Below are 17,529 nucleotides of genomic sequence, written 5' to 3' on the forward strand. Positions count from 1 at the left end.
CAGCCTACGGGCGTGCGGGGCGCGCTCATCGCGGCGGCGGTACGTTGAGGGCATGCGCCTGGGCGTCCTGGACATCGGCTCCAACACCGGCCACCTGCTGGTGGTCGACGCACACGGCGGCGCCGCGCCGCTGCCGGCGTACTCCCACAAGCAGCCGCTGCGCCTGGCCGAGCACCTCGACGACTCCGGTGCCGTGACGCAGGCGGGGATCGACGCGCTGGCGGCCTTCACCGCGGAGGCGCTCGTCGTCGCGGAGGACAAGGGCTGTCAGGACATGCTGGCGTTCGCGACGTCCGCGGTGCGCGACGCGGTCAACTCCGACGACGTGCTGGCCTACGTGCGCGAGCTCACCGGCGTGGACATCGCGGTGCTCTCGGGCGAGGACGAGGCCCGCCTGACCTTCCTCGCCGTACGCCGGTGGTTCGGCTGGTCGGCCGGACGGCTCGCGGTCTTCGACATCGGCGGCGGCTCCCTGGAGATCGCGGGCGGGACCGACGAGCTGCCCGACGTGGCGTGGTCGCTGCCGCTGGGAGCGGCTCGGCTCGCGCGGCAGTTCTTCGAGGAGAAGCCCGACGAGGCGATGCTGCGCGCCATCCGCAAGGAGATCCGCGCCGAGATCGCGCGCGACGCCGGGCACCTGCTGCGCGGCGGCGCCCCGCACCGCGCCGCGGCGACGTCGAAGACCTTCCGCTCGCTCGGGCGGATCTGCGGTGCCGCCCCGTCCAGCGACGGCCCGCTCGTGCCGCGCACGCTGCCGTTGTCGTCCCTGCAGTCGTGGATCCCCAAGCTCGTGGCGATGCCGCACGCCGAGCTCGCCGTCCTTCCCGGAGTGTCCCCGAGCCGGACGCACCAGATCGTGCCGGGGGCGCTCGTGGCCGAGGCCTGCATGGACATCTTCGACCTCGCCGAGCTCGAGATCTGTCCCTGGGCGCTGCGTGAGGGCGTCATCCTGGAGCGCCTCGACGCGATGAGCGTGTTGGACTGACCGGGTGGCACCTCGCATCGGACTCTCGACGGCCTCGGTCTACCCCGAGTCGTCGGCGCACGCCTTCGCCTACGCGGCCGAGCTGGGCTACGACGCCGTCGAGGTGATGGTCGGCATCGACGCGCTCAGCCAGCAGACCTCCGCGGTCACCCAGCTCGCCGAGCATCACGGGCTCCCCGTGAGCGCGGTCCACGCGCCCTGCCTGCTCTTCACGCAGCGGGTCTGGGGGACCGAGCCGTGGGGCAAGCTGCAGCGCTCGGCGGACATGGCGCGCGAGGTCGGGGCCGAGGTGGTCGTCGTCCACCCACCGTTTCGCTGGCAGCGCGAGTACGCCCGCGACTTCGTCAACGGCATCGCCGCGCTGGAGAACTCCACCGGCGTGGCCTTCGCGGTCGAGAACATGTACCCCTGGCGGGCCTCGTCGCGCCGGGGCATGGAGATGTACGCGCCAGGCTGGGACCCCTCCGAGGAGCCGTACGCGAACACCACGATCGACCTCTCACACGCGGCCATCGCCGCCTCCGACCCGATTGAGATGGCGCGCCGGCTGGGCGAGCGCCTGCGCCACATCCACCTGACCGACGGCAGCGGCTCGGCCAAGGACGAGCACCTGGTGCCCGGGCGCGGCGCCATGGGCGCCCGTACGTTCCTGCACCATCTGGTCGAGGTCGGCTTCGACGGCGAGGTGGTCGTGGAGATCAACACGCGGCGCTGCTCGTCGCGCGCGGAGCGGGAGGCCGACCTGCGCGAGTCCCTGGAGTTCGCGCGCGAGCACCTCGGGGTGCCCGCGTCGTGAGCTCACCCCGCCGCGGGCGCCGTCCCGGCGCCCCCGACACGCGCGCGACCATCCTCGAGGCCGCCCGTGAGGCCTTCGCCGCCGCCGGCTTCGCCCGTACGTCGGTCCGGTCCATCGCCGCGGCGGCCGGGGTCGACGCGGCGCTGGTGCACCACTACTTCGGCTCCAAGGACGATCTCTTCGTCGCCGCGCTCGACCTGCGGGTCGACCCGCGCGAGGCGGTGCTGCCGGTGACGGCGGGCGGCCCCGACGGAGTGGGGGAGCGGCTCATGCGGCTCTTCATCACGGTCTGGGACGATCCGGAGGCCCGGCTGCCGCTGCTGGCGCTGCTGCGCGGCATCAGCGAGCCGCAGGCCCAGCAGCTGATCCGCGACGGCTTCCTGCGCCTGGTGCTCGAGCCGGTCGGTGACGCACTCGGCGTGGACCAGCCGGAGCGCCGCCTGTCACACGTGGCCTCACAGCTGCTCGGCCTGCTCCTGATCCGCTACCTCCTGGAGGTCGAGCCGCTCGCGTCCATGCCCGCCGACCAGGTCGTCGCGACGTACGCGCCGGTGCTGCAGGGGTTCCTCACCGACCCGCTGCCGTAGCGGGCGGGCCGGGGATGGATACCCGGTCGGCCGGGTCGTGGATGTGGCTGCCCTCGTGGCGTCAGGTCATCCTGGGACGGCGACACCCAGCGTGGATGCGCCCAGCGGCTTGGGCGCTCCCTCTTCGTAGAAGACGTCCACGGTTGAGATGGTGAACCCAGCGCTCTCGAGGAGCTCGGAGATCGGTCGGGTGAGGTGACACCCGCCGGCGATGCGCTTGTTGAGCGGCTCGAGGCGGCGCTGCCAGGCCTGGACCTGGTGGTCTGGAGCCAGTCCGTGCTCGACGAAGTGCAGGCTGCCGCCGGGGCGGAGCACCCGCCGGATCTCGGTCAGCGCGAGGACCGGGTCGGGGATCGTGCACAGCGTCCAGGTCGACAGGGCGGTGTTGAAGGTGTCGTCGGCGAAGGGGAGCGCCTGTGCGTCGATCCCGGCATGCTCGACCTCGATGGCTGATCGCGCCACGCGGTCGTGGGCCAGCTCCCAGCTCCGTGGGCTCGGCTCGACGGCGGCAACGCGATCGACCGCGTCGGGTAGAACCCGACGTTGTGGCCGGTCCCGAACCCGATCTCGACGACCTGTCCGCGCAGACCCCCGCACACGCGCTCGCGCAGCGGGCGTACCCCCTTGGCGCCGCACGCCCAGTCGGTCAGCCTCGGCAGGACACGATCTGCGTAGAAGCCCATCGGTGACCGTTCTCCTGCCTTATCGGGGGCGTCGATCCATCCTCGGGTAGGCCCGCCCCGGCCGCAACGAGGTCGTCGGGGGCGGCACGCCAGACCCTTGCCACTGCGCCCGCGGGGTGCATAATTCATCATATGGTGAAATCAACGGTCGAGGTACGCGACCTCGAGGTGGTACGCGGCGGGCGGCCGGTGCTGAGCGGCCTGGACCTCGAGGTCGGGCCGGGGGTGACCGGGCTGCTCGGCCCGTCCGGCTGCGGCAAGTCGACGCTGATGCGCACCCTGGTGGGCGTCCAGCGGGTGCAGGGCGGCGAGGTCTCCGTCCTGGGCGAGCCCGCCGGCAGCGCGCCGCTGCGCCGCCGCGTCGGCTACGTGACCCAGGCGGCCAGCGTCTACGACGACCTGAGCGTCGCGGAGAACCTCCGCTTCTTCGCCCGGGTGCTCGGCGTCGGCAACGAGGAGGTGGACCGCGCGGTCGCCGCGGTGGACCTCGTCAGCCACCGCGACGCCATCGTCGGGCGGCTCAGCGGCGGGCAGCGCAGCCGGGTCAGCCTGGCGGTCGCCCTGCTGGGGCGGCCCGACCTGCTCGTGCTGGACGAGCCCACGGTCGGGCTCGACCCGGTGCTGCGCCGCGACCTGTGGGCGCTCTTCCACGAGCTCGCCGACGCCGGCGCGACGGTGCTGGTCTCCAGCCACGTCATGGACGAGGCGGAGCGCTGCGACCGGCTGCTGCTCATGCGGGAGGGCCGCATCCTGGCCGACGACACGCCGGAGGCCATCAAGCGGCGCGCCGGCAGCGACGACGTCGAGACCGCGTTCCTCGCCCTCGTCGAGGCGGCGGCATGAGCCCCCGGGTCACGCTCGCGGTGACCAGCCGGGTGCTCACCCAGATCCGCCGCGACCGCCGCACCCTCGCGATGCTGCTGGTGCTCCCGACCCTGCTCATGGCCCTGCTGTGGTGGATGTACGAGGACGCCGGGCCGGTCTTCGACCGTCTCGGCCCGGCGCTCCTGGCGATCTTCCCCTTCATCGTGATGTTCCTCGTGACCAGCGTGACCACGCTGCGCGAGCGCTCCAGCGGCACGCTGGAGCGGCTGCTGGCGATGCCGATGGGCAAGCTCGACTTCCTGCTCGGGTACGCCGCCGCGTTCGGCGTCGTCGCAGCCGCGCAGTCCGCCGTCGCGGTCGGCGTGAGCGTCGGGCTGCTCGACCTGGAGGTGGCGGGGCCGGTGTGGCTGCTGACCGCCGTGGCGGTGACCGATGCGGTGCTGGGGACCGCGCTGGGGCTCTTCGTGTCGGCCTTCGCGCAGACCGAGTTCCAGGCCGTGCAGTTCATGCCGGCGGTCGTGGTCCCGCAGATCCTGCTCTGCGGGCTGCTGGTCCCACGCGAGTCCATGCCCGAGGTCCTGGGCGCCGTCTCCGACGTCCTGCCGCTGTCCTATGCGGTCGACGCGATGACCCACCTCACCGCCTCGTCGAGCACCGGTGAGGTCTGGGGCGATCTCGGCGTCGTGGCCGGGTTCGCGCTCGCCGGGCTGGCCCTCGGCGCCGCGACGCTGCGGCGGCGTACGCCGTAGGCCTCAGCCGGCCAGACCGGTCTCGTAGGCCGCGACGACGAGCTGGGCGCGGTCCCGGGCGCCGAGCTTGAGGAACAGCCGCGACACGTGGGTCTTCGCCGTCAACGGCGAGAGCACCAGGTGCTCGGCGATCTCCTGGTTGGACATGCCGCGGCCCACGAGCGCGAGGATCTGGCGCTCGCGCGGCGTCAGCGCCGTCAGCCGGCGGTCGGGCACGGGAGCCGCGACGGGGGCGGGGATGCCGTCGGTCGGGCTCGCCGACACGAACGCCTCGATCAGGGCCCGGGTGACCCGAGGCGCGAGCAGCGCCTGGCCCGCGTGCACCACACGCACCGCCTCGATCAGCGCCTGCGGCTCGATGTCCTTGAGCAGGAACCCCGAGGCGCCGGCGCGCAGGGCGCCGAAGACGTACTCGTCGAGCTCGAACGTCGTGAGGACGATGATGCGGGTGTCGGCCAGCCGCGGGTTGGTGGTGATCCTCCGGGTCGCCTCCAGGCCGTCGACGTGCGGCATCCGGATGTCCATCAGCACGACGTCGGGCCGCGTGGCCTCGGCCAGGGCGACCGCCTCGGCCCCGTCCACGGCCTCCCCGACGATCTGGAGGTCCTCCTCGGAGTCCAGCAGCGCGCGGAAGCCCGCGCGTACCAGCGTCTGGTCGTCGACGAGCAGGACCCGGATCGGGGCGCTCACGCCGTCGCCCCCGCGGGCAGCGAGGCAGCGACCCGCCAGCCGCCTTCGGGACGCGGCCCTGCCTCGAGGGTGCCGCCGGCCGCGACCGCGCGCTCGCGCATCCCGCGTACGCCGTTGCCGGAGCCCGTCTGGTCGGGAGCGGTCGTGCCGGAGCCGTCGTCCTCCACCTCGATCAGCACCCGGTCGCCGCTGCGGCCGACCCGCACCCGGGCGGACGTCGTACCCGCGTGGCGCAGCACGTTGGTCAGCGCCTCCTGGACGATGCGGTAGCCGGTCGCGCCGATCGGGGCGGGCAGCGGGAAGGTGCCCGGGTCGATGGTGAGGTCGACCTCGACGCCGGCGGCGGCGAGGCCGTCTCGCAGGTCGTCGAGGGCCGAGAGGTCCGCGGCCGGACGGATCGGGGCGTCCTCGTCGTCGGGGCCGCGCAGCACGCCCAGCATCGACCGCAGGTCCCCCAGAGCCTCGCCGCTGACCCGCTTGATGTCGCGCAGGGTCGCCCGCGCCTGGGCGGGGTCGCGCTCGAGCAGGTGGGCCCCCACGCCGGCCTGCACGTTGATCGCGACCATGGCGTGGGCGACGACGTCGTGTACGTCGCGGGCGATCCGCAGCCGCTCCTCGCCGACCCGCCTGCGGGTCTCCTCCTCGCGGGTGCGCTCCGCGGTCTCGGCGCGCTCGACGAGGCCCGACAGCAGCTCGCGGCGGTCGTGGGCGATGACCCCGAGCGCCGTCGGCAGCAGCACGAGCGCCAGGTTGCGCACCGTGTCGAAGCTCAGGAGCGGGTAGGTGCTGTAGATCGCCAAGACGAGCAGCACCGTGGCCATCACGGGCGGCACGGACCAGATGGCCTTGCGCCCCCGGGCGCTGGCGAGGGCGAAGCCGCAGACGACCGCGGAGATCGCGATCGTGTTGGCGATCTTCGAGGTCTCCGTGATCGCGAAGATCAGCGCCATCGCGGCCACCAGCGCCAGCTCCGGGTGCTGTCGCCGGATGAGCACCGGCAGGCACGCGAGGGCGATGGCCGCGACGGCCGTGACGCTCGGGCCGCCCTCGTCGAGCCGGAACAGCTCGACGAGCATCGCGGCGGCACACAGCCCGGCCGCCACCACGTCGAGGACGCGCGGCGAGACGAGGGACCGGGTCACCCTCCGACCGTAGCGGTGGGCGACCCGGTCCGACGTCGTCCTCAGGGAGTATCCGCAAGTACGCGTGCGGGCTCGTCGATGCGGGCGACGGGTCCCTCGGAGAGCCCGACCCGGTCGTGGAGGCGGCGCAGCCACATGGGGGCCCACCAGTTCCACTTGCCGAGCAGACCCATCAGCGAGGGCACGAGCAGGGAGCGGACCACGAACGCGTCGACGAGGACGCCCACCGCGGTCGCCACGCCGATCTGCTGGATGAAGGAGATCGAACTGGTGCTGAAGGCGCCGATCGCCACGGCAAGGAGCAGCGCCGCGGCGGTCACCACGGCACCGGTGTGCCCGAGCCCGGTCGCGACCGCCTCGCGCTCGGTCAGCCCGGCGTCCCGCTCCTCCTTGATCCGACCGAGCAGGAACACCCCGTAGTCGGTCGAGAGCGCGAAGACCAGCGCGGCGGTCACCAGGAAGTCGGTCGGTTCCACCCCGCCGTTGGGCGTGTAGCCGAGCAGCCCGGTCAGGCGACCGCCCTGGTAGACGAAGGTGAGCACGCCGAGGGCGACCCCCACCGTGAGGGTGTTCATCACCACCGCCTTGAGCGGCAGCACGACCGAGCCGGTCATGAGCCACAGCACGATCAGCGTGAGCAGCACCAGGAGCGACACCGCCAGCGGGAGGCTGGCGCCGATCGCCGCCTGCTGGTCGATGAAGGAGGCGGCCGGGCCGCCGACCAGCGCGTCCACCCCGTCCACCCGCAGGTCACGGAGTCCGGCGACCACGTCCTGCGCGGTCGAGCCGGCCGCGGTGCCGTCGACCGGGAGCGCGAGCTGCCAGGTGCCGTCCGCGAGCTCGAGCGGCTCGGCGGGGGCTCGTACGCCGGTCACGGCGCCGGCCTGCGCGGCGTACTCCGCCACCTGGGCCGGGTCGTCGGCCTCCACCGCGACCGTGACCGGGGTGGTGCCGGTGCCGCCGTACTCCTCCGAGAGCCGGTCCGACACGATCCGAGCGCTCTGGTCGGTCGGCACGACGGTGGCGTCGATCGGCGTCCACTCGGTGCGGAGCGCGGGCGCCGACAGGGCCACCATCACGACCGCGGTGGCGGCGGCCACGCGGCCGGGACGGCGCATGACGGCGTGGGAGAAGCGGTACCAACGGCTCGCTGCCCCGGACCTGGCCGCCGAGCGGCGGGCCAGGCGGGCGCCCAGGAGTGCGAAGAAGACCGGGGCGACGACCAGGGACGCGGTGGCGGCGACGACGGCGACGACCGCGCCCGCGATGCCCATCGACTTCGTGAAGCCCATCGGGAAGACGGTCAGGGTCGCGAGCGCCACGGCGACGGTGGCCGCCGAGAAGACGACCGTGCGTCCGGCGGTCTGCATGGTCGTGCGGATCGCGCCGTGCGTCGCGCCCTGTCGCTGGAGCTCCTCGCGGTAGCGGGTGAGCAGGAAGAGCGTGTAGTCGATCGCGAGGCCCAGCCCGAGCCCGATGACCAGGTTGAGTGCGAAGACGCTGAGGCCGTAGACCTGGTTGACCCCGGCGAGGACCAGGAACGTCCCCAGCACCGTGGTGAGCCCGACGACCAGCGGCAGCAGCGCGGCCCGCCCGCCGAAGAAGATCAGGGACAGCAGCAGGAGCAGCGGCATGGCCAGCAGCTCGGCCCGTCCGAGGTCCTTGCCCACGGTCTCGCCGATCTGGAGGCCGGCCACGGCCTCGCCGCCCACGGTGACGTCGCCGTCGTCCGCGAACTCCTCGATCGCCTCCGCAGCGACGTCCTCATCGACCGCCTCCGCCTCGAGGGTCCCGAGGACCAGCGTGTTGGTGCCGTCCTCGGAGGCGCCGCCCGGCGTGACCCGCGCGACGCCGTCGACACCGGAGAGGCGCGCGGTGACGTCGCCGACCCGCGCGGGGTCGGCGTCGTCGACCAGGACCGCGAGTCCCGGAGTGGCTCCCACCGCGGTGGCTGCCTCCACGCGCTCCACGGCGCGGACGGAGTCGGAGTCGTCGGGGACGAAGCCGCCGGAGGAGTACAGGGCCCCCGCCACCGGACCACCGAAGGCGCCGGCGACGAGGACGAAGAAGAAGAGGCCCGCGAGGGCATGGCGAGGACGCGTGATGAGCCGGTGCAGCAGGGTCTTGGACATGACACCGAGTCTTCGCCGACGCGAGGCGGCACGCGTCGTGCCGGGGGATGCTCTCTTCCGACGGCGTACGCCGGGCGGTGTACGCCGCCAGCAGGCGGAGCGGGCCGACAGACGTGGCCTGAACTAGCCTGGGCAGCATGTCCCTGCTTCGCCAGCCGATCCTGCTCCTGTCGCGCAGCGCCCAGGTGAAGAGGCTCGTCACCACCCTGCCGGTGACCTCCGGCATCGTCACCGGCTACGTCCCCGGCGAGACCTCCGACACCGCGGTCACGGCCAGCCGCGCCCTCATCGACGGGGGCCTCGACGTCACCCTCGACTTCCTCGGCGAGGACACCCTCGACGCCCAGCAGGCCGAGGCCACGGTGGCGGCGTACGTCGAGGTCCTCAAGGCCCTGAGCGTCGCCGGGCTGACCCGGCACGCCGAGGTGTCGGTCAAGCTCTCCGCCATCGGGCAGGCCCTGCCCGACCACGGTCACAAGATCGCGCTGGAGAACGCGCGCACCATCTGCCGCGCCGCCCGCAACGCCGGCACCACGGTGACCCTCGACATGGAGGACCACACCACCACCGACTCGACGCTGGCCGTCCTGCGCGACCTGCGCAAGGACTTCCCGGAGACCGGTGCCGTGCTGCAGGCCTACCTGCACCGCACCGAGGACGACTGCCGCTCGCTGGCCTACGAGGGCTCGCGGGTGCGGCTGTGCAAGGGCGCCTACCACGAGCCCGAGTCGGTGGCCTTCCAGGACAAGCTCGACGTCGACAAGTCCTACGTGCGCTGCCTGAAGATCCTGCTCGCCGGCGACGGCTATCCGATGGTCGCCACCCACGACCCGCGCATGGTCGAGATCGCCTCGTCGCTGGCGAGCCGCTACGGCCGGGCCCAGCAGACCTACGAGTTCCAGATGCTCTACGGCATCCGCCCGGGCGAGCAGCGCCGGCTGGCCGCCAGCGGCGAGAAGGTCCGGGTCTACGTGCCCTACGGCGGCGAGTGGTACGGCTACCTGATGCGCCGCCTCGCGGAGCGGCCGCAGAACCTGTCATTCTTCGCCAAGTCCCTGATCTCCAAGAGCTAGGTCCCCACGATGTCGCAGACCGCCATCCTCGGCGCCGGTGTGATGGGCGAGACCCTGCTCTCCGGCCTCGTCCGCGCCGGCCGCCGCGTCGACCACCTGCTCGTCGGCGAGAAGCGCGCCGAGCGCGCCCGCGAGCTCGAGGAGCGCTACGGCGTCGCCGTCGTCAGCAACGTCGAGGCGGCTGCCAAGGCCGACACCCTCGCCCTGGTGGTCAAGCCGCAGGACATGGGCGACCTGCTGGACGAGATCGCCGGCGTCATCCGACCGGGCCAGCTCGTGGTCTCGCTCGCGGCCGGCATCACCACCGCGTTCCTCGAGTCGCGCCTGCCCGAGGGCACCGCCGTGGTCCGGGTCATGCCCAACACCCCGGCGCTGGTCGACGAGGGCATGGCCGCGATCTCGCCCGGCTCGCACTGCGACGACTCGCACCTCGCCGAGGTCGAGTCGCTGATGGCCTCGGTGGGCAAGGTGCTCAGGATCCCGGAGCGCCAGCAGGACGCCGTGACCGCGATCTCCGGATCGGGCCCGGCCTACATCTTCTTCGTGGTCGAGTCGATGATCGAGGCCGGCGTCCACCTCGGGCTGCCCCGCGCGACGGCCTCCGAGCTGGTCATCCAGACCCTGGTCGGCTCCGCCAAGATGCTGCGCGAGACGGGCACTCACCCCACCGTGCTGCGCGAGCAGGTCACCTCGCCCGCCGGCACCACCGCCGCCGCCCTGCGCGAGCTCGAGATCCACAAGGTCCGCGCCGCGTTCCTGGCCGCCATGGAGGCTGCCCGCGACCGCTCGCGCGAGCTCGCCGAGGGAAGTTGACCCGGCTCCCGGACGTCTGGGGCGCCACCTCCGAGGAGGTACGGCGCGACTATCCCGCGGACGGGTTGCTGACCGGCCGGACGCGCGCGATGACGCGGGCGGTGCCGGTGGCGGCGCCGCCGGCGCTCGCCTACCGCTGGCTGTGCCAGATCGCGGTCGCGCCGTACTCCTACGACCTGATCGACAACCGCGGACGCCGCAGCCCGCGGACGCTGTCGCCGGGTGCCGACGTCCTCGAGGTCGGCCAGCTCATGCAGATCTTCCGTCTGACCTCCTTCGAGCCCGGCCACCACTGGACCGGCGTCACCACGCCTGCGGCGGCCCGGCTCTTCGGGCCGGTGGCGGTGACGTACGCCGCGGAGCCGGCCGCCCAGGAGCCACCCGAGGCGGGCAGGAGCCGCATGGTCTGCCGGCTCGTGTGCGAGGTCGAGGGCGCCGTCGCGCGTCTGCGCGCTCCGCTCCTGGCGTGGGGTGACCTGGTGATGATGCGCAAGGAGCTGCTGACGCTGAAGCGCCTGGCCGAGCGGGACGCGAGCCGCGCCCCCTCCTAGGCCGGTCCTAGCCCCATCGCCGCCTCCGCCGCGGCGAGGACCGGCGCGGTGACGTCGCGGCAGCGGGCGGCGCCGGCGGCGTAGACGGCACCGACGTGGGCGGGGTCGGCGGCGAGCTCGTGGTAGCGCTGCTGGATCGGCTCGAGCTCGGCGACGACGGCGTCGGTGACGGCCTGCTTCAGCGCGCCGTACGTCGCCAGCGCCTCGGGCGAGCCGCCGCACGCGACGAGGATCTCCAGCAGGTTGGTCACCCCGGGCTTGGTGGCGCGGTCCGCCCGCACCGCCGCCGGGCCGGTCTCCCCGTCGGTCACCGCCCGCGCGACCTTGCGTCGTACGACGTCGGGCGGGTCGAGCAGGTGGATCACGCCGGCGCCGTCGCTGCCGGTCTTGCCCATCTTGGCCGTGGGGTCGGCGAGGTCCATGACCCGCGCGCCCGCGGGCGGCGTGGTGATCTCGGGGATCGTGAAGACCGGCCCGTAGGTCGCGTTGAAGCGCATCGCGAGGTCGCGGGTGAGCTCGAGGTGCTGGCGCTGGTCGTCGCCCACCGGCACCTGGGTGGGCCGGTAGAGCAGGATGTCGGCCGCCATCAGCGCCGGGTAGGTGAGCAGCGAGGTCCGCGTCGAGCCCGTCCCTCGTCCCTTCTCCTTGAACTGGATCATCCGGTTCAGCTCGCCGGTCGTGGCGACGCACTCCAGCAGGTAGCCGAGCTGGGCGTGGGCCGGCACCCGGCTCTGCACGAACAGCGTGCTGGCGTCGAGCCCGGCCGCGAGCAGCAGCGTCGCCTGCTCGCGCACGAGCTCACGCAGCCGGGCCGGGTCGTGCGTGACGGTCAGGGCGTGCAGGTCGGCGACGCCGTAGAAGCAGTCGGCCTCGTGCTGGGCGGCGGCCATGGGCCGCAGGGCCCCGAGCAGGTTGCCCAGCGTGAGACGGCCGGTCGGCTTGAGCAGCGAGAGCCTGCGCGTCGCGGCGCGGGAGTGGGCGGCGGGGGCGAGGGAGATGGTGGTCATGGGGGTGCTCCTGGGATGAGTGCCCGCAGGAGACCGGGACGTGCCTGAAATGCACGACGGCCGCCCGCAGGCGGCCGATGAAGGGTGTGCTTCGGAGGGTCCGCCGGTCAGGCGGACCACCACTGGGTGGGTCGGGTGTGCAGCACGAGACCCACCCTAGCCGGAGCGGCGAGTAGGTTGCAGCCATGACTTCGGCGGCAGACTGCGCGGGGCCGGCCACGGTGGTGTTCGACGAGACGCTCACGGCGTACGACTTCGGGCAGGGACACCCGATGTCGCCCTTGCGCGTCGACCTGACGATGCGGCTCGCGCGCGAGCTGGGCGTCCTGGACCGGGAGCTGCGCGTCGTGCCGGCCCCGATGGCCGACGACACCCTGCTCGCGACCGTCCACGACCAGTCGCTCATCGACGCGGTCATCCGGATGAGCGAGGAGCCGGGCGTCGACGAGGCCCACGGCCTGGGCAGCGAGGACAACCCGGTCTTCCGTGGCATGCACGAGGCCGCGGCGCACGTGGTGGGCGCGACCCACGAGGCCTGTCGGCAGGTCTGGTCGGGGGAGTCGCTGCACAGCGCGAGCATCGCCGGCGGCCTGCACCACGCGATGGCCGACCGCGCCAGCGGCTTCTGCATCTACAACGACGTCGCGGTCGGCATCCAGTCGCTGCTCGACAAGGGCGCCGAGCGGGTCGCCTACGTCGACATCGACGTGCACCACGGCGACGGCGTCGAGCGGATCTTCTGGGACGACCCGCGGGTGCTCACCATCTCCCTGCACGAGACCGGCCAGATGCTCTTCCCCGGCACCGGCTTCCCGGTCGACCTCGGCGGCGCCGACGCGCACGGCACGGCGGTCAACGTCGCGCTGCCGCCGGGCACGAGCGACGCCGGCTGGCTGCGGGCGTTCCATGCCGTGGTCCCGCCGCTGCTGAGGGCCTTCGATCCCGAGATCCTGGTGACCCAGCACGGCTGCGACTCCCACGCCGACGATCCGCTCGCCCACATGATGCTGAGCGTGGACGGCCAGCGGGCCGCCTACCTCGCGCTGCACGAGCTCGCGCACGAGGTGGCCGACGGGCGCTGGGTGGCGACCGGCGGGGGCGGCTACGCACTGGTGGAGGTCGTGCCGCGCGCCTGGACCCACCTGCTCGCGATCGTGGGAGGGCACCCGCTGGACCCCGAGACCGAGACTCCGGCCGCCTGGCGCGAGTACGTCCACGAGCGCCTGGGCCGCACCGCACCGCGCCGCCTGACCGACGGGCGGACCCCGGCGTACCGCCGTTGGGAGGACGGGTACGACCCCGACACCTGGCTGGACCGGGCCATCCACGGCACCCGTATGGAGGCCTTTCCGCTGCACGGATTGGACCCGATGCCCTGACTCGTCGCCGGCGGCGGTCAAGTCGACACGCCGAGGTTTGGAAGTTTCATTGGTGTATCTCTTCCCCATCCGTCACTTCTGGCCCTATCCTCACCACGACGCGCCCGTGTGATCATCGGTGGGGAAGCCGATGCCGGTCGCCACAGAAAGTTGGTGTGCCATGGCGACGAACTCGCCCGGGGATCGCTCCGAGTCCAGGTTCCTGACCATCGCCGAGGTCGCCGCGATGATGCGGGTCTCCAAGATGACCGTCTACCGCCTCGTGCACGGAGGGGACCTGCCCGCGCTGCGCGTCGGGCGCTCCTTCCGCGTCCGCGAGGAGGACGTGGACGAGTACCTGCGCAAGAGCTTCTTCGACGCCGGCTGAGCGGCCACGGGCGCCGCTGCGTCCGCCCGGTGAGGGCGGATTCTTGCTGGCCGCACCCACGCCGATAGGCTGGCGGGGCCTCCAGGCGACTCCTGGAGCGACTGATCAACCTGGAGAGGTTCTATTCGTGGGTTCTGTCATCAAGAAGCGGCGCAAGCGTATGGCGAAGAAGAAGCACCGCAAGCTGCTCAAGAAGACGCGCGTACAGCGTCGCAAGCTCGGCAAGTAAGCCGGTCGGTCGGGTTCCGAACGCCTCCATGGCCGGCGCCGGCAGGGTCGTTCTCGTCACCGGGGTCTCTCGCGACCTCGGCCGGAAGGCCGCGCGCGCCATCGCGGAGGAGCCCGACGTCTCGCGCGTCATCGGCGTCGATGTCGTCCCCCCGCGGGGCGACATGGGAGACGTGTCGTTCGTGCGCGCCGACATCCGCAACCCCGTCATCGCCAAGGTCATCGCCAAGGAGGACGTCGACACCGTCGTCCACATGAGCGTGATCTCGACCCCCGGCAGCGCCGGAGGTCGCAACACGATGAAGGAGCTGAACGTCATCGGGACGATGCAGCTCCTGGCGGCGTGCCAGAAGGCGCCGGGGCTGCGGCACCTCGTGGTGAAGTCGACGACCACGGTCTACGGCGCGAGCAACCGCGACCCCGCGATGTTCACCGAGGACATGGAGCCGCGCCGCGCCCCGCGCAACGGCTACGCCAAGGACGTCGCCGAGATCGAGGGCTACGTCCGCGGCCTGGCCCGTCGCCGGCCGGACCTGAGGGTGACGCTGCTGCGCTGCGCCAACGTCATCGGGCCGCACGTGTCGAGCCCGCTGACGTCGTACTTCCGGCTGCCGGTGCTGCCGACGGTCCTCGGCTACGACGCCCGCATGCAGTTCCTGCACCAGGACGACCTGCTCTCGGTCCTGCGCCACTGCGTGGTGCGCGACATCGACGGCACCTTCAACATCGCCGGTGACGGGATCCTGATGCTCTCCCAGGCCGCGCGCCGCCTGCAGCGGCCGACCGTGCCGATGCCGGGCTTCGCTGTGGGGGGCGTCGGCTCGTTCCTGCGCTCGGCCCGCGTCGCGGACTTCTCGCCCGAGCAGCTCTCCTTCCTCACCTACGGCCGTGGCGTCGACACCACGCGGATGCGCGAGGTCCTGGGCTTCGAGCCCCGCTTCACCACCGCCGAGGCGTTGGCCGACTTCGGTCGCGGGCTGCCCATCACGGGGGGCCACGCGGAGAAGGTGCTCTCCGCGGTCGCCCGCCAGCTGCCGGACCCGCAGCGACCGGAGACCGCCGTCGGCCCGGGAGGTGCGCGCCATGGGTGACGCCGAGATCATCCCGATCGGGACCCGCGGCCGCCCCGGGCGCGGCACCGGCACCCAGCCCAGCTCCGCCGCGCGCGGGCTGGCCCCCCAGCGCAAGCCGACGGCCAAGAAGGCTCCGGCCGCAGCCCCGAGCACTGCCGAGGCCCCGACGCAACCTGATCCTGCTCCGGCCGCCGCCGCGACGGCGGACGCGACCGCTGGGCTGGCCGCGCGCACCGAGGAGCGGCACCCGCTCGCCGGCGTGCCGGCGAGTGACTGGCTGGCCGCCTTCCGCGCCGCCGCGATCGAGGTGTTCGGCGACCAGTGGGAGCTGCAGCTCGCGCGGTTCCTGGCGTTCCTGCGCCGCCGGGTCACCGGCGAGTACGTCGTCGACGAGTACGGCTTCGATCAGGAGATCACGCAGCAGTTCTTCATGGCCGCCCTGCGCCCGATCGCCGAGAAGTGGTTCCGCATCGAGGTCCGCGGGATCGACAACATCCCGGACGAGGGCGGGGCGCTGGTGGTCTCCAACCACTCCGGCACCATCCCGGTCGACGGTCTGATGACGATGGTCTCCATCCACGACCACACCGGCCGGTTCCTGCGCCCGCTCGGCGCCGACCTGGTCTTCCAGACCCCGGTCGTCAGCAGCCTCGCCCGCAAGGGCGGCGCCACCTTGGCCTGCAGCGAGGACGCCGAGCGGATGCTGCGCGGCGGCGAGCTGGTCGGCGTCTGGCCGGAGGGCTTCAAGGGCATCGGCAAGCCGTACGCCGAGCGCTACAAGCTGCAGCGCTTCGGCCGGGGCGGCTTCGTCTCCGCGGCCCTGCGCACCGGCGTCCCGATCGTCCCCCTCGCGGTGGTGGGCGCGGAGGAGATCTACCCGCTGGTGGGCAACCTCCCCGGGCTGGCGCGGATCCTGGGGATCCCCTACCTGCCCATCACCCCGTTCTTCCCGCTGCTCGGCCCCCTGGGCCTGGTGCCGCTCCCCTCGAAGTGGCTGCTGGAGTTCGGCGAGCCGATCCGCACCGACGAGTACGAGGGCAGTGCGTCGGAGGACCCGATGCTGGTCTTCAACGTCACCGACCAGGTGCGCGAGACGATCCAGCAGACGCTCTACACGCTGCTCATGCAGCGCGAGTCCGTCTTCCGCTGACAGCCCTATGTCAAGCAGCCTCCTTGGTGATGAGGCTGAGCCGGCCGTGTAGGTCGGGGTTGTAGGGCACTTGGTCGTGCCAGCAGCGCCAGAGGATCCTGGTCCAGGCTTGGGCCAGGATCCTTGCCGCGTGGGGGTGGCGGCAGCCGCGCTGGCGGGCGCGGTCGTAGGTATCGCGGGCCCAGGCGTTGGCGCGCGGGGTGTCTTGAGCCCAGTCGATGAGCGCGGCGCGGAGAGTCTTGTTGCAGCCGCGTCGGTAGGCGACGTTGAGGTGTTTGCCGGACTGTCTGGTTGAGGGTGCGACCCCGGCGGCTGCGGCGAGCGCGGCGGCATCTGGGAAGCGGGCGCGGCAGTCGCCAATCTCGGCCAGGAGGGTTGCGGCGCGCACGGTTCCAGCGCGTGGGAGGGACTGGAAGATCGGGCCGTCGGGGTGCGCGAGGAGCGCTTCCTTGATCCGGGTCTCGAGGATCGATTGCTGTTCGCGGAGCTTGCTGAGCAGGTCGACCAGGGTGAGTACGACGAGTTCGCTGGCTTCGGCTGCTGGGCCGCTCACGCGTCCGGTGGCTGCGTTGCGCAGGTGGTCGACGAGATCGGCGGCGCTCTGGCGACCGCAGTAGCCATTGGCCTTGAGCCAGTGCGCCATTCGAAGCTGGGACAGCCACGCGGCCTTGGCTTCGGTCGGGAACCGGCGCAAGAACGCCAGGCTGATACCGATGTCGAGCTGGCTGAACAGTCCGATCGCTCCGGGGAAGTTGTGCTGCAACACCGCCAACAGCTGGTTATGCACCGCAATCCGGTGATCGATCAAGTCGTGACGCGAACGCACCAGCATCCGCAACGCGATCGTCTCCTCGGTATCGGGTTGTACAACCGCCCAGCGTGCGGTGTCGGTGCGTAAGGCGTCGGCCAGGACAAACGCGTCGAACCGGTCGTCCTTGTTGCCTGCACTGCCGTAGCGCGCACGTAGCGACTTCACTTGACGCGCCGAGATCACCACGACCTCGAATCCGTCGCGGATCAGATGCTCGACCACCGGCCCGTCGCCACGTTCGATCCCGACCTGGGCCACGCCGTGACGGCGCAGCAAGGTCGTGATCTTGCCCAGTCCCGGCTTCGAGTGCGGGAGCGTGACTTCCTCGATGCGCTGCCCATCGTCATCGACGATGCACAACGCGTGGTGCTGCCAGGACCAGTCGATCCCAGCGAAAGTGGGCGTAGCCTCCATGATTAGTGCTCCTTCCGTATAGCCCACGGAATCAGCACTCCGGCCCCGGGACGTGACGGCCGGTTGGTCACTGC

General features: G+C 72.3%; 19 protein-coding genes. 13 read left to right on the forward strand and 6 right to left on the reverse strand.

Annotation, left to right across the window (positions count from 1 at the left end; all coding sequences use genetic code 11):
- The first annotated feature begins 52 nt into the window (after nucleotides 1-52).
- Genes LQ940_RS02315 through LQ940_RS02325 form a run of 3 tightly spaced genes read left to right on the forward strand, consistent with a single transcriptional unit; the run spans nucleotide 53 to nucleotide 2,368 of the window.
- On the forward strand, nucleotides 53-985 hold the full coding sequence (locus LQ940_RS02315; protein ID WP_231240786.1) for a Ppx/GppA phosphatase family protein: 933 nt from the start codon (nucleotides 53-55) through the stop codon (nucleotides 983-985).
- Between the two features lie 4 nt (nucleotides 986-989).
- A complete protein-coding gene (locus tag LQ940_RS02320; RefSeq protein ID WP_231240785.1) occupies nucleotides 990-1,781 on the forward strand; it encodes a sugar phosphate isomerase/epimerase family protein in 792 nt (263 codons plus the stop codon).
- A complete protein-coding gene (locus tag LQ940_RS02325; RefSeq protein ID WP_231240784.1) occupies nucleotides 1,778-2,368 on the forward strand; it encodes a TetR/AcrR family transcriptional regulator in 591 nt (196 codons plus the stop codon). Before LQ940_RS02320 ends, LQ940_RS02325 begins: the two co-directional genes overlap by 4 nt.
- A 66-nt stretch (nucleotides 2,369-2,434) precedes the next feature.
- On the opposite strand, the gene LQ940_RS02330 is transcribed toward LQ940_RS02325, so the two are convergent.
- The gene (locus LQ940_RS02330) at nucleotides 2,435-3,004 is read right to left on the reverse strand and encodes a class I SAM-dependent methyltransferase (RefSeq protein ID WP_331275725.1); all 570 of its coding nucleotides are present in this window, start codon (nucleotides 3,002-3,004) and stop codon (nucleotides 2,435-2,437) included.
- A 179-nt stretch (nucleotides 3,005-3,183) separates the two neighbouring features.
- On the opposite strand from LQ940_RS02330, the gene LQ940_RS02335 reads away from it, so the two are divergent.
- A complete protein-coding gene (locus LQ940_RS02335) occupies nucleotides 3,184-3,894 on the forward strand; it encodes an ABC transporter ATP-binding protein (protein ID WP_231240782.1) in 711 nt (236 codons plus the stop codon).
- Entirely contained in the window at nucleotides 3,891-4,625 is a 735-nt protein-coding gene (locus tag LQ940_RS02340) for an ABC transporter permease (protein ID WP_231240781.1), read from the forward strand. The genes LQ940_RS02335 and LQ940_RS02340 overlap by 4 nt, the downstream gene beginning before the upstream one ends.
- Before the next feature lie 3 nt (nucleotides 4,626-4,628).
- Here LQ940_RS02340 and LQ940_RS02345 read toward each other — a convergent pair whose 3' ends face one another.
- From LQ940_RS02345 to LQ940_RS02355, 3 genes are read right to left on the reverse strand one after another with little or no spacing between them, the layout of a single operon-like run.
- Nucleotides 4,629-5,315 (reverse strand): response regulator, encoded by a 687-nt coding sequence (locus LQ940_RS02345; RefSeq protein WP_231240780.1) that lies wholly within the window; start codon nucleotides 5,313-5,315, stop codon nucleotides 4,629-4,631.
- A complete protein-coding gene (locus LQ940_RS02350; protein WP_231240779.1) occupies nucleotides 5,312-6,457 on the reverse strand; it encodes a sensor histidine kinase in 1,146 nt (381 codons plus the stop codon). The genes LQ940_RS02345 and LQ940_RS02350 overlap by 4 nt, the downstream gene beginning before the upstream one ends.
- Nucleotides 6,458-6,498: 41 nt before the next feature.
- A complete protein-coding gene (locus LQ940_RS02355; RefSeq protein WP_231240778.1) occupies nucleotides 6,499-8,589 on the reverse strand; it encodes an MMPL family transporter in 2,091 nt (696 codons plus the stop codon).
- Between the two features lie 137 nt (nucleotides 8,590-8,726).
- Here LQ940_RS02355 and LQ940_RS02360 point away from each other — a divergent pair, with 137 nt between their 5' ends.
- The 3 genes from LQ940_RS02360 to LQ940_RS02370 are packed head-to-tail and all read left to right on the forward strand — an operon-like array spanning nucleotide 8,727 to nucleotide 11,026.
- Entirely contained in the window at nucleotides 8,727-9,662 is a 936-nt protein-coding gene (locus LQ940_RS02360) for a proline dehydrogenase family protein (RefSeq protein ID WP_231240777.1), read from the forward strand.
- A 9-nt stretch (nucleotides 9,663-9,671) separates the two neighbouring features.
- Complete coding sequence (gene proC, locus LQ940_RS02365; protein WP_231240776.1) at nucleotides 9,672-10,475, forward strand: pyrroline-5-carboxylate reductase; 804 nt, start codon at nucleotides 9,672-9,674, stop codon at nucleotides 10,473-10,475.
- Nucleotides 10,472-11,026: a hypothetical protein gene (locus LQ940_RS02370; RefSeq protein ID WP_231240775.1), complete on the forward strand. Its 555-nt coding sequence runs from the start codon at nucleotides 10,472-10,474 to the stop codon at nucleotides 11,024-11,026. The genes proC and LQ940_RS02370 overlap by 4 nt, the downstream gene beginning before the upstream one ends.
- Here LQ940_RS02370 and trpS read toward each other — a convergent pair.
- On the reverse strand, nucleotides 11,023-12,033 hold the full coding sequence (trpS, locus tag LQ940_RS02375; protein ID WP_231240774.1) for a tryptophan--tRNA ligase: 1,011 nt from the start codon (nucleotides 12,031-12,033) through the stop codon (nucleotides 11,023-11,025). The two genes, LQ940_RS02370 and trpS, sit on opposite strands and share 4 nt — an antisense overlap.
- Nucleotides 12,034-12,218: 185 nt before the next feature.
- Between trpS and LQ940_RS02380 the strand changes: the two genes are divergently transcribed.
- From LQ940_RS02380 to LQ940_RS02400, 5 genes are all read left to right on the forward strand, one after another.
- On the forward strand, nucleotides 12,219-13,412 hold the full coding sequence (locus LQ940_RS02380) for an acetoin utilization protein AcuC (protein WP_231240773.1): 1,194 nt from the start codon (nucleotides 12,219-12,221) through the stop codon (nucleotides 13,410-13,412).
- 160 nt (nucleotides 13,413-13,572) lie between these two features.
- A complete protein-coding gene (locus tag LQ940_RS02385) occupies nucleotides 13,573-13,779 on the forward strand; it encodes a helix-turn-helix domain-containing protein (RefSeq protein WP_231240772.1) in 207 nt (68 codons plus the stop codon).
- 127 nt (nucleotides 13,780-13,906) lie between these two features.
- Nucleotides 13,907-14,008 carry a 30S ribosomal protein bS22 gene (locus tag LQ940_RS02390; protein ID WP_008356322.1) on the forward strand — a complete coding sequence of 34 codons (102 nt, stop codon included), beginning with the start codon at nucleotides 13,907-13,909 and terminating at the stop codon, nucleotides 14,006-14,008.
- A gap of 28 nt (nucleotides 14,009-14,036) precedes the next feature.
- Nucleotides 14,037-15,098, forward strand: coding sequence for an SDR family oxidoreductase (locus LQ940_RS02395; RefSeq protein WP_231240771.1), 1,062 nt, complete (start codon nucleotides 14,037-14,039; stop codon nucleotides 15,096-15,098).
- Nucleotides 15,091-16,230 carry a lysophospholipid acyltransferase family protein gene (locus tag LQ940_RS02400; protein ID WP_231240770.1) on the forward strand — a complete coding sequence of 380 codons (1,140 nt, stop codon included), beginning with the start codon at nucleotides 15,091-15,093 and terminating at the stop codon, nucleotides 16,228-16,230. The genes LQ940_RS02395 and LQ940_RS02400 overlap by 8 nt, the downstream gene beginning before the upstream one ends.
- Nucleotides 16,231-16,240: 10 nt before the next feature.
- Here LQ940_RS02400 and LQ940_RS02405 read toward each other — a convergent pair whose 3' ends face one another.
- Nucleotides 16,241-17,455 carry an IS110 family transposase gene (locus tag LQ940_RS02405; protein ID WP_231245224.1) on the reverse strand — a complete coding sequence of 405 codons (1,215 nt, stop codon included), beginning with the start codon at nucleotides 17,453-17,455 and terminating at the stop codon, nucleotides 16,241-16,243.
- Nucleotides 17,456-17,529 lie beyond the last annotated feature (74 nt).

The sequence above is a fragment of the Nocardioides sp. cx-173 genome (genome assembly GCF_021117365.1).
In the GTDB taxonomy this organism is placed as follows: Bacteria; Actinomycetota; Actinomycetes; order Propionibacteriales; family Nocardioidaceae; genus Nocardioides.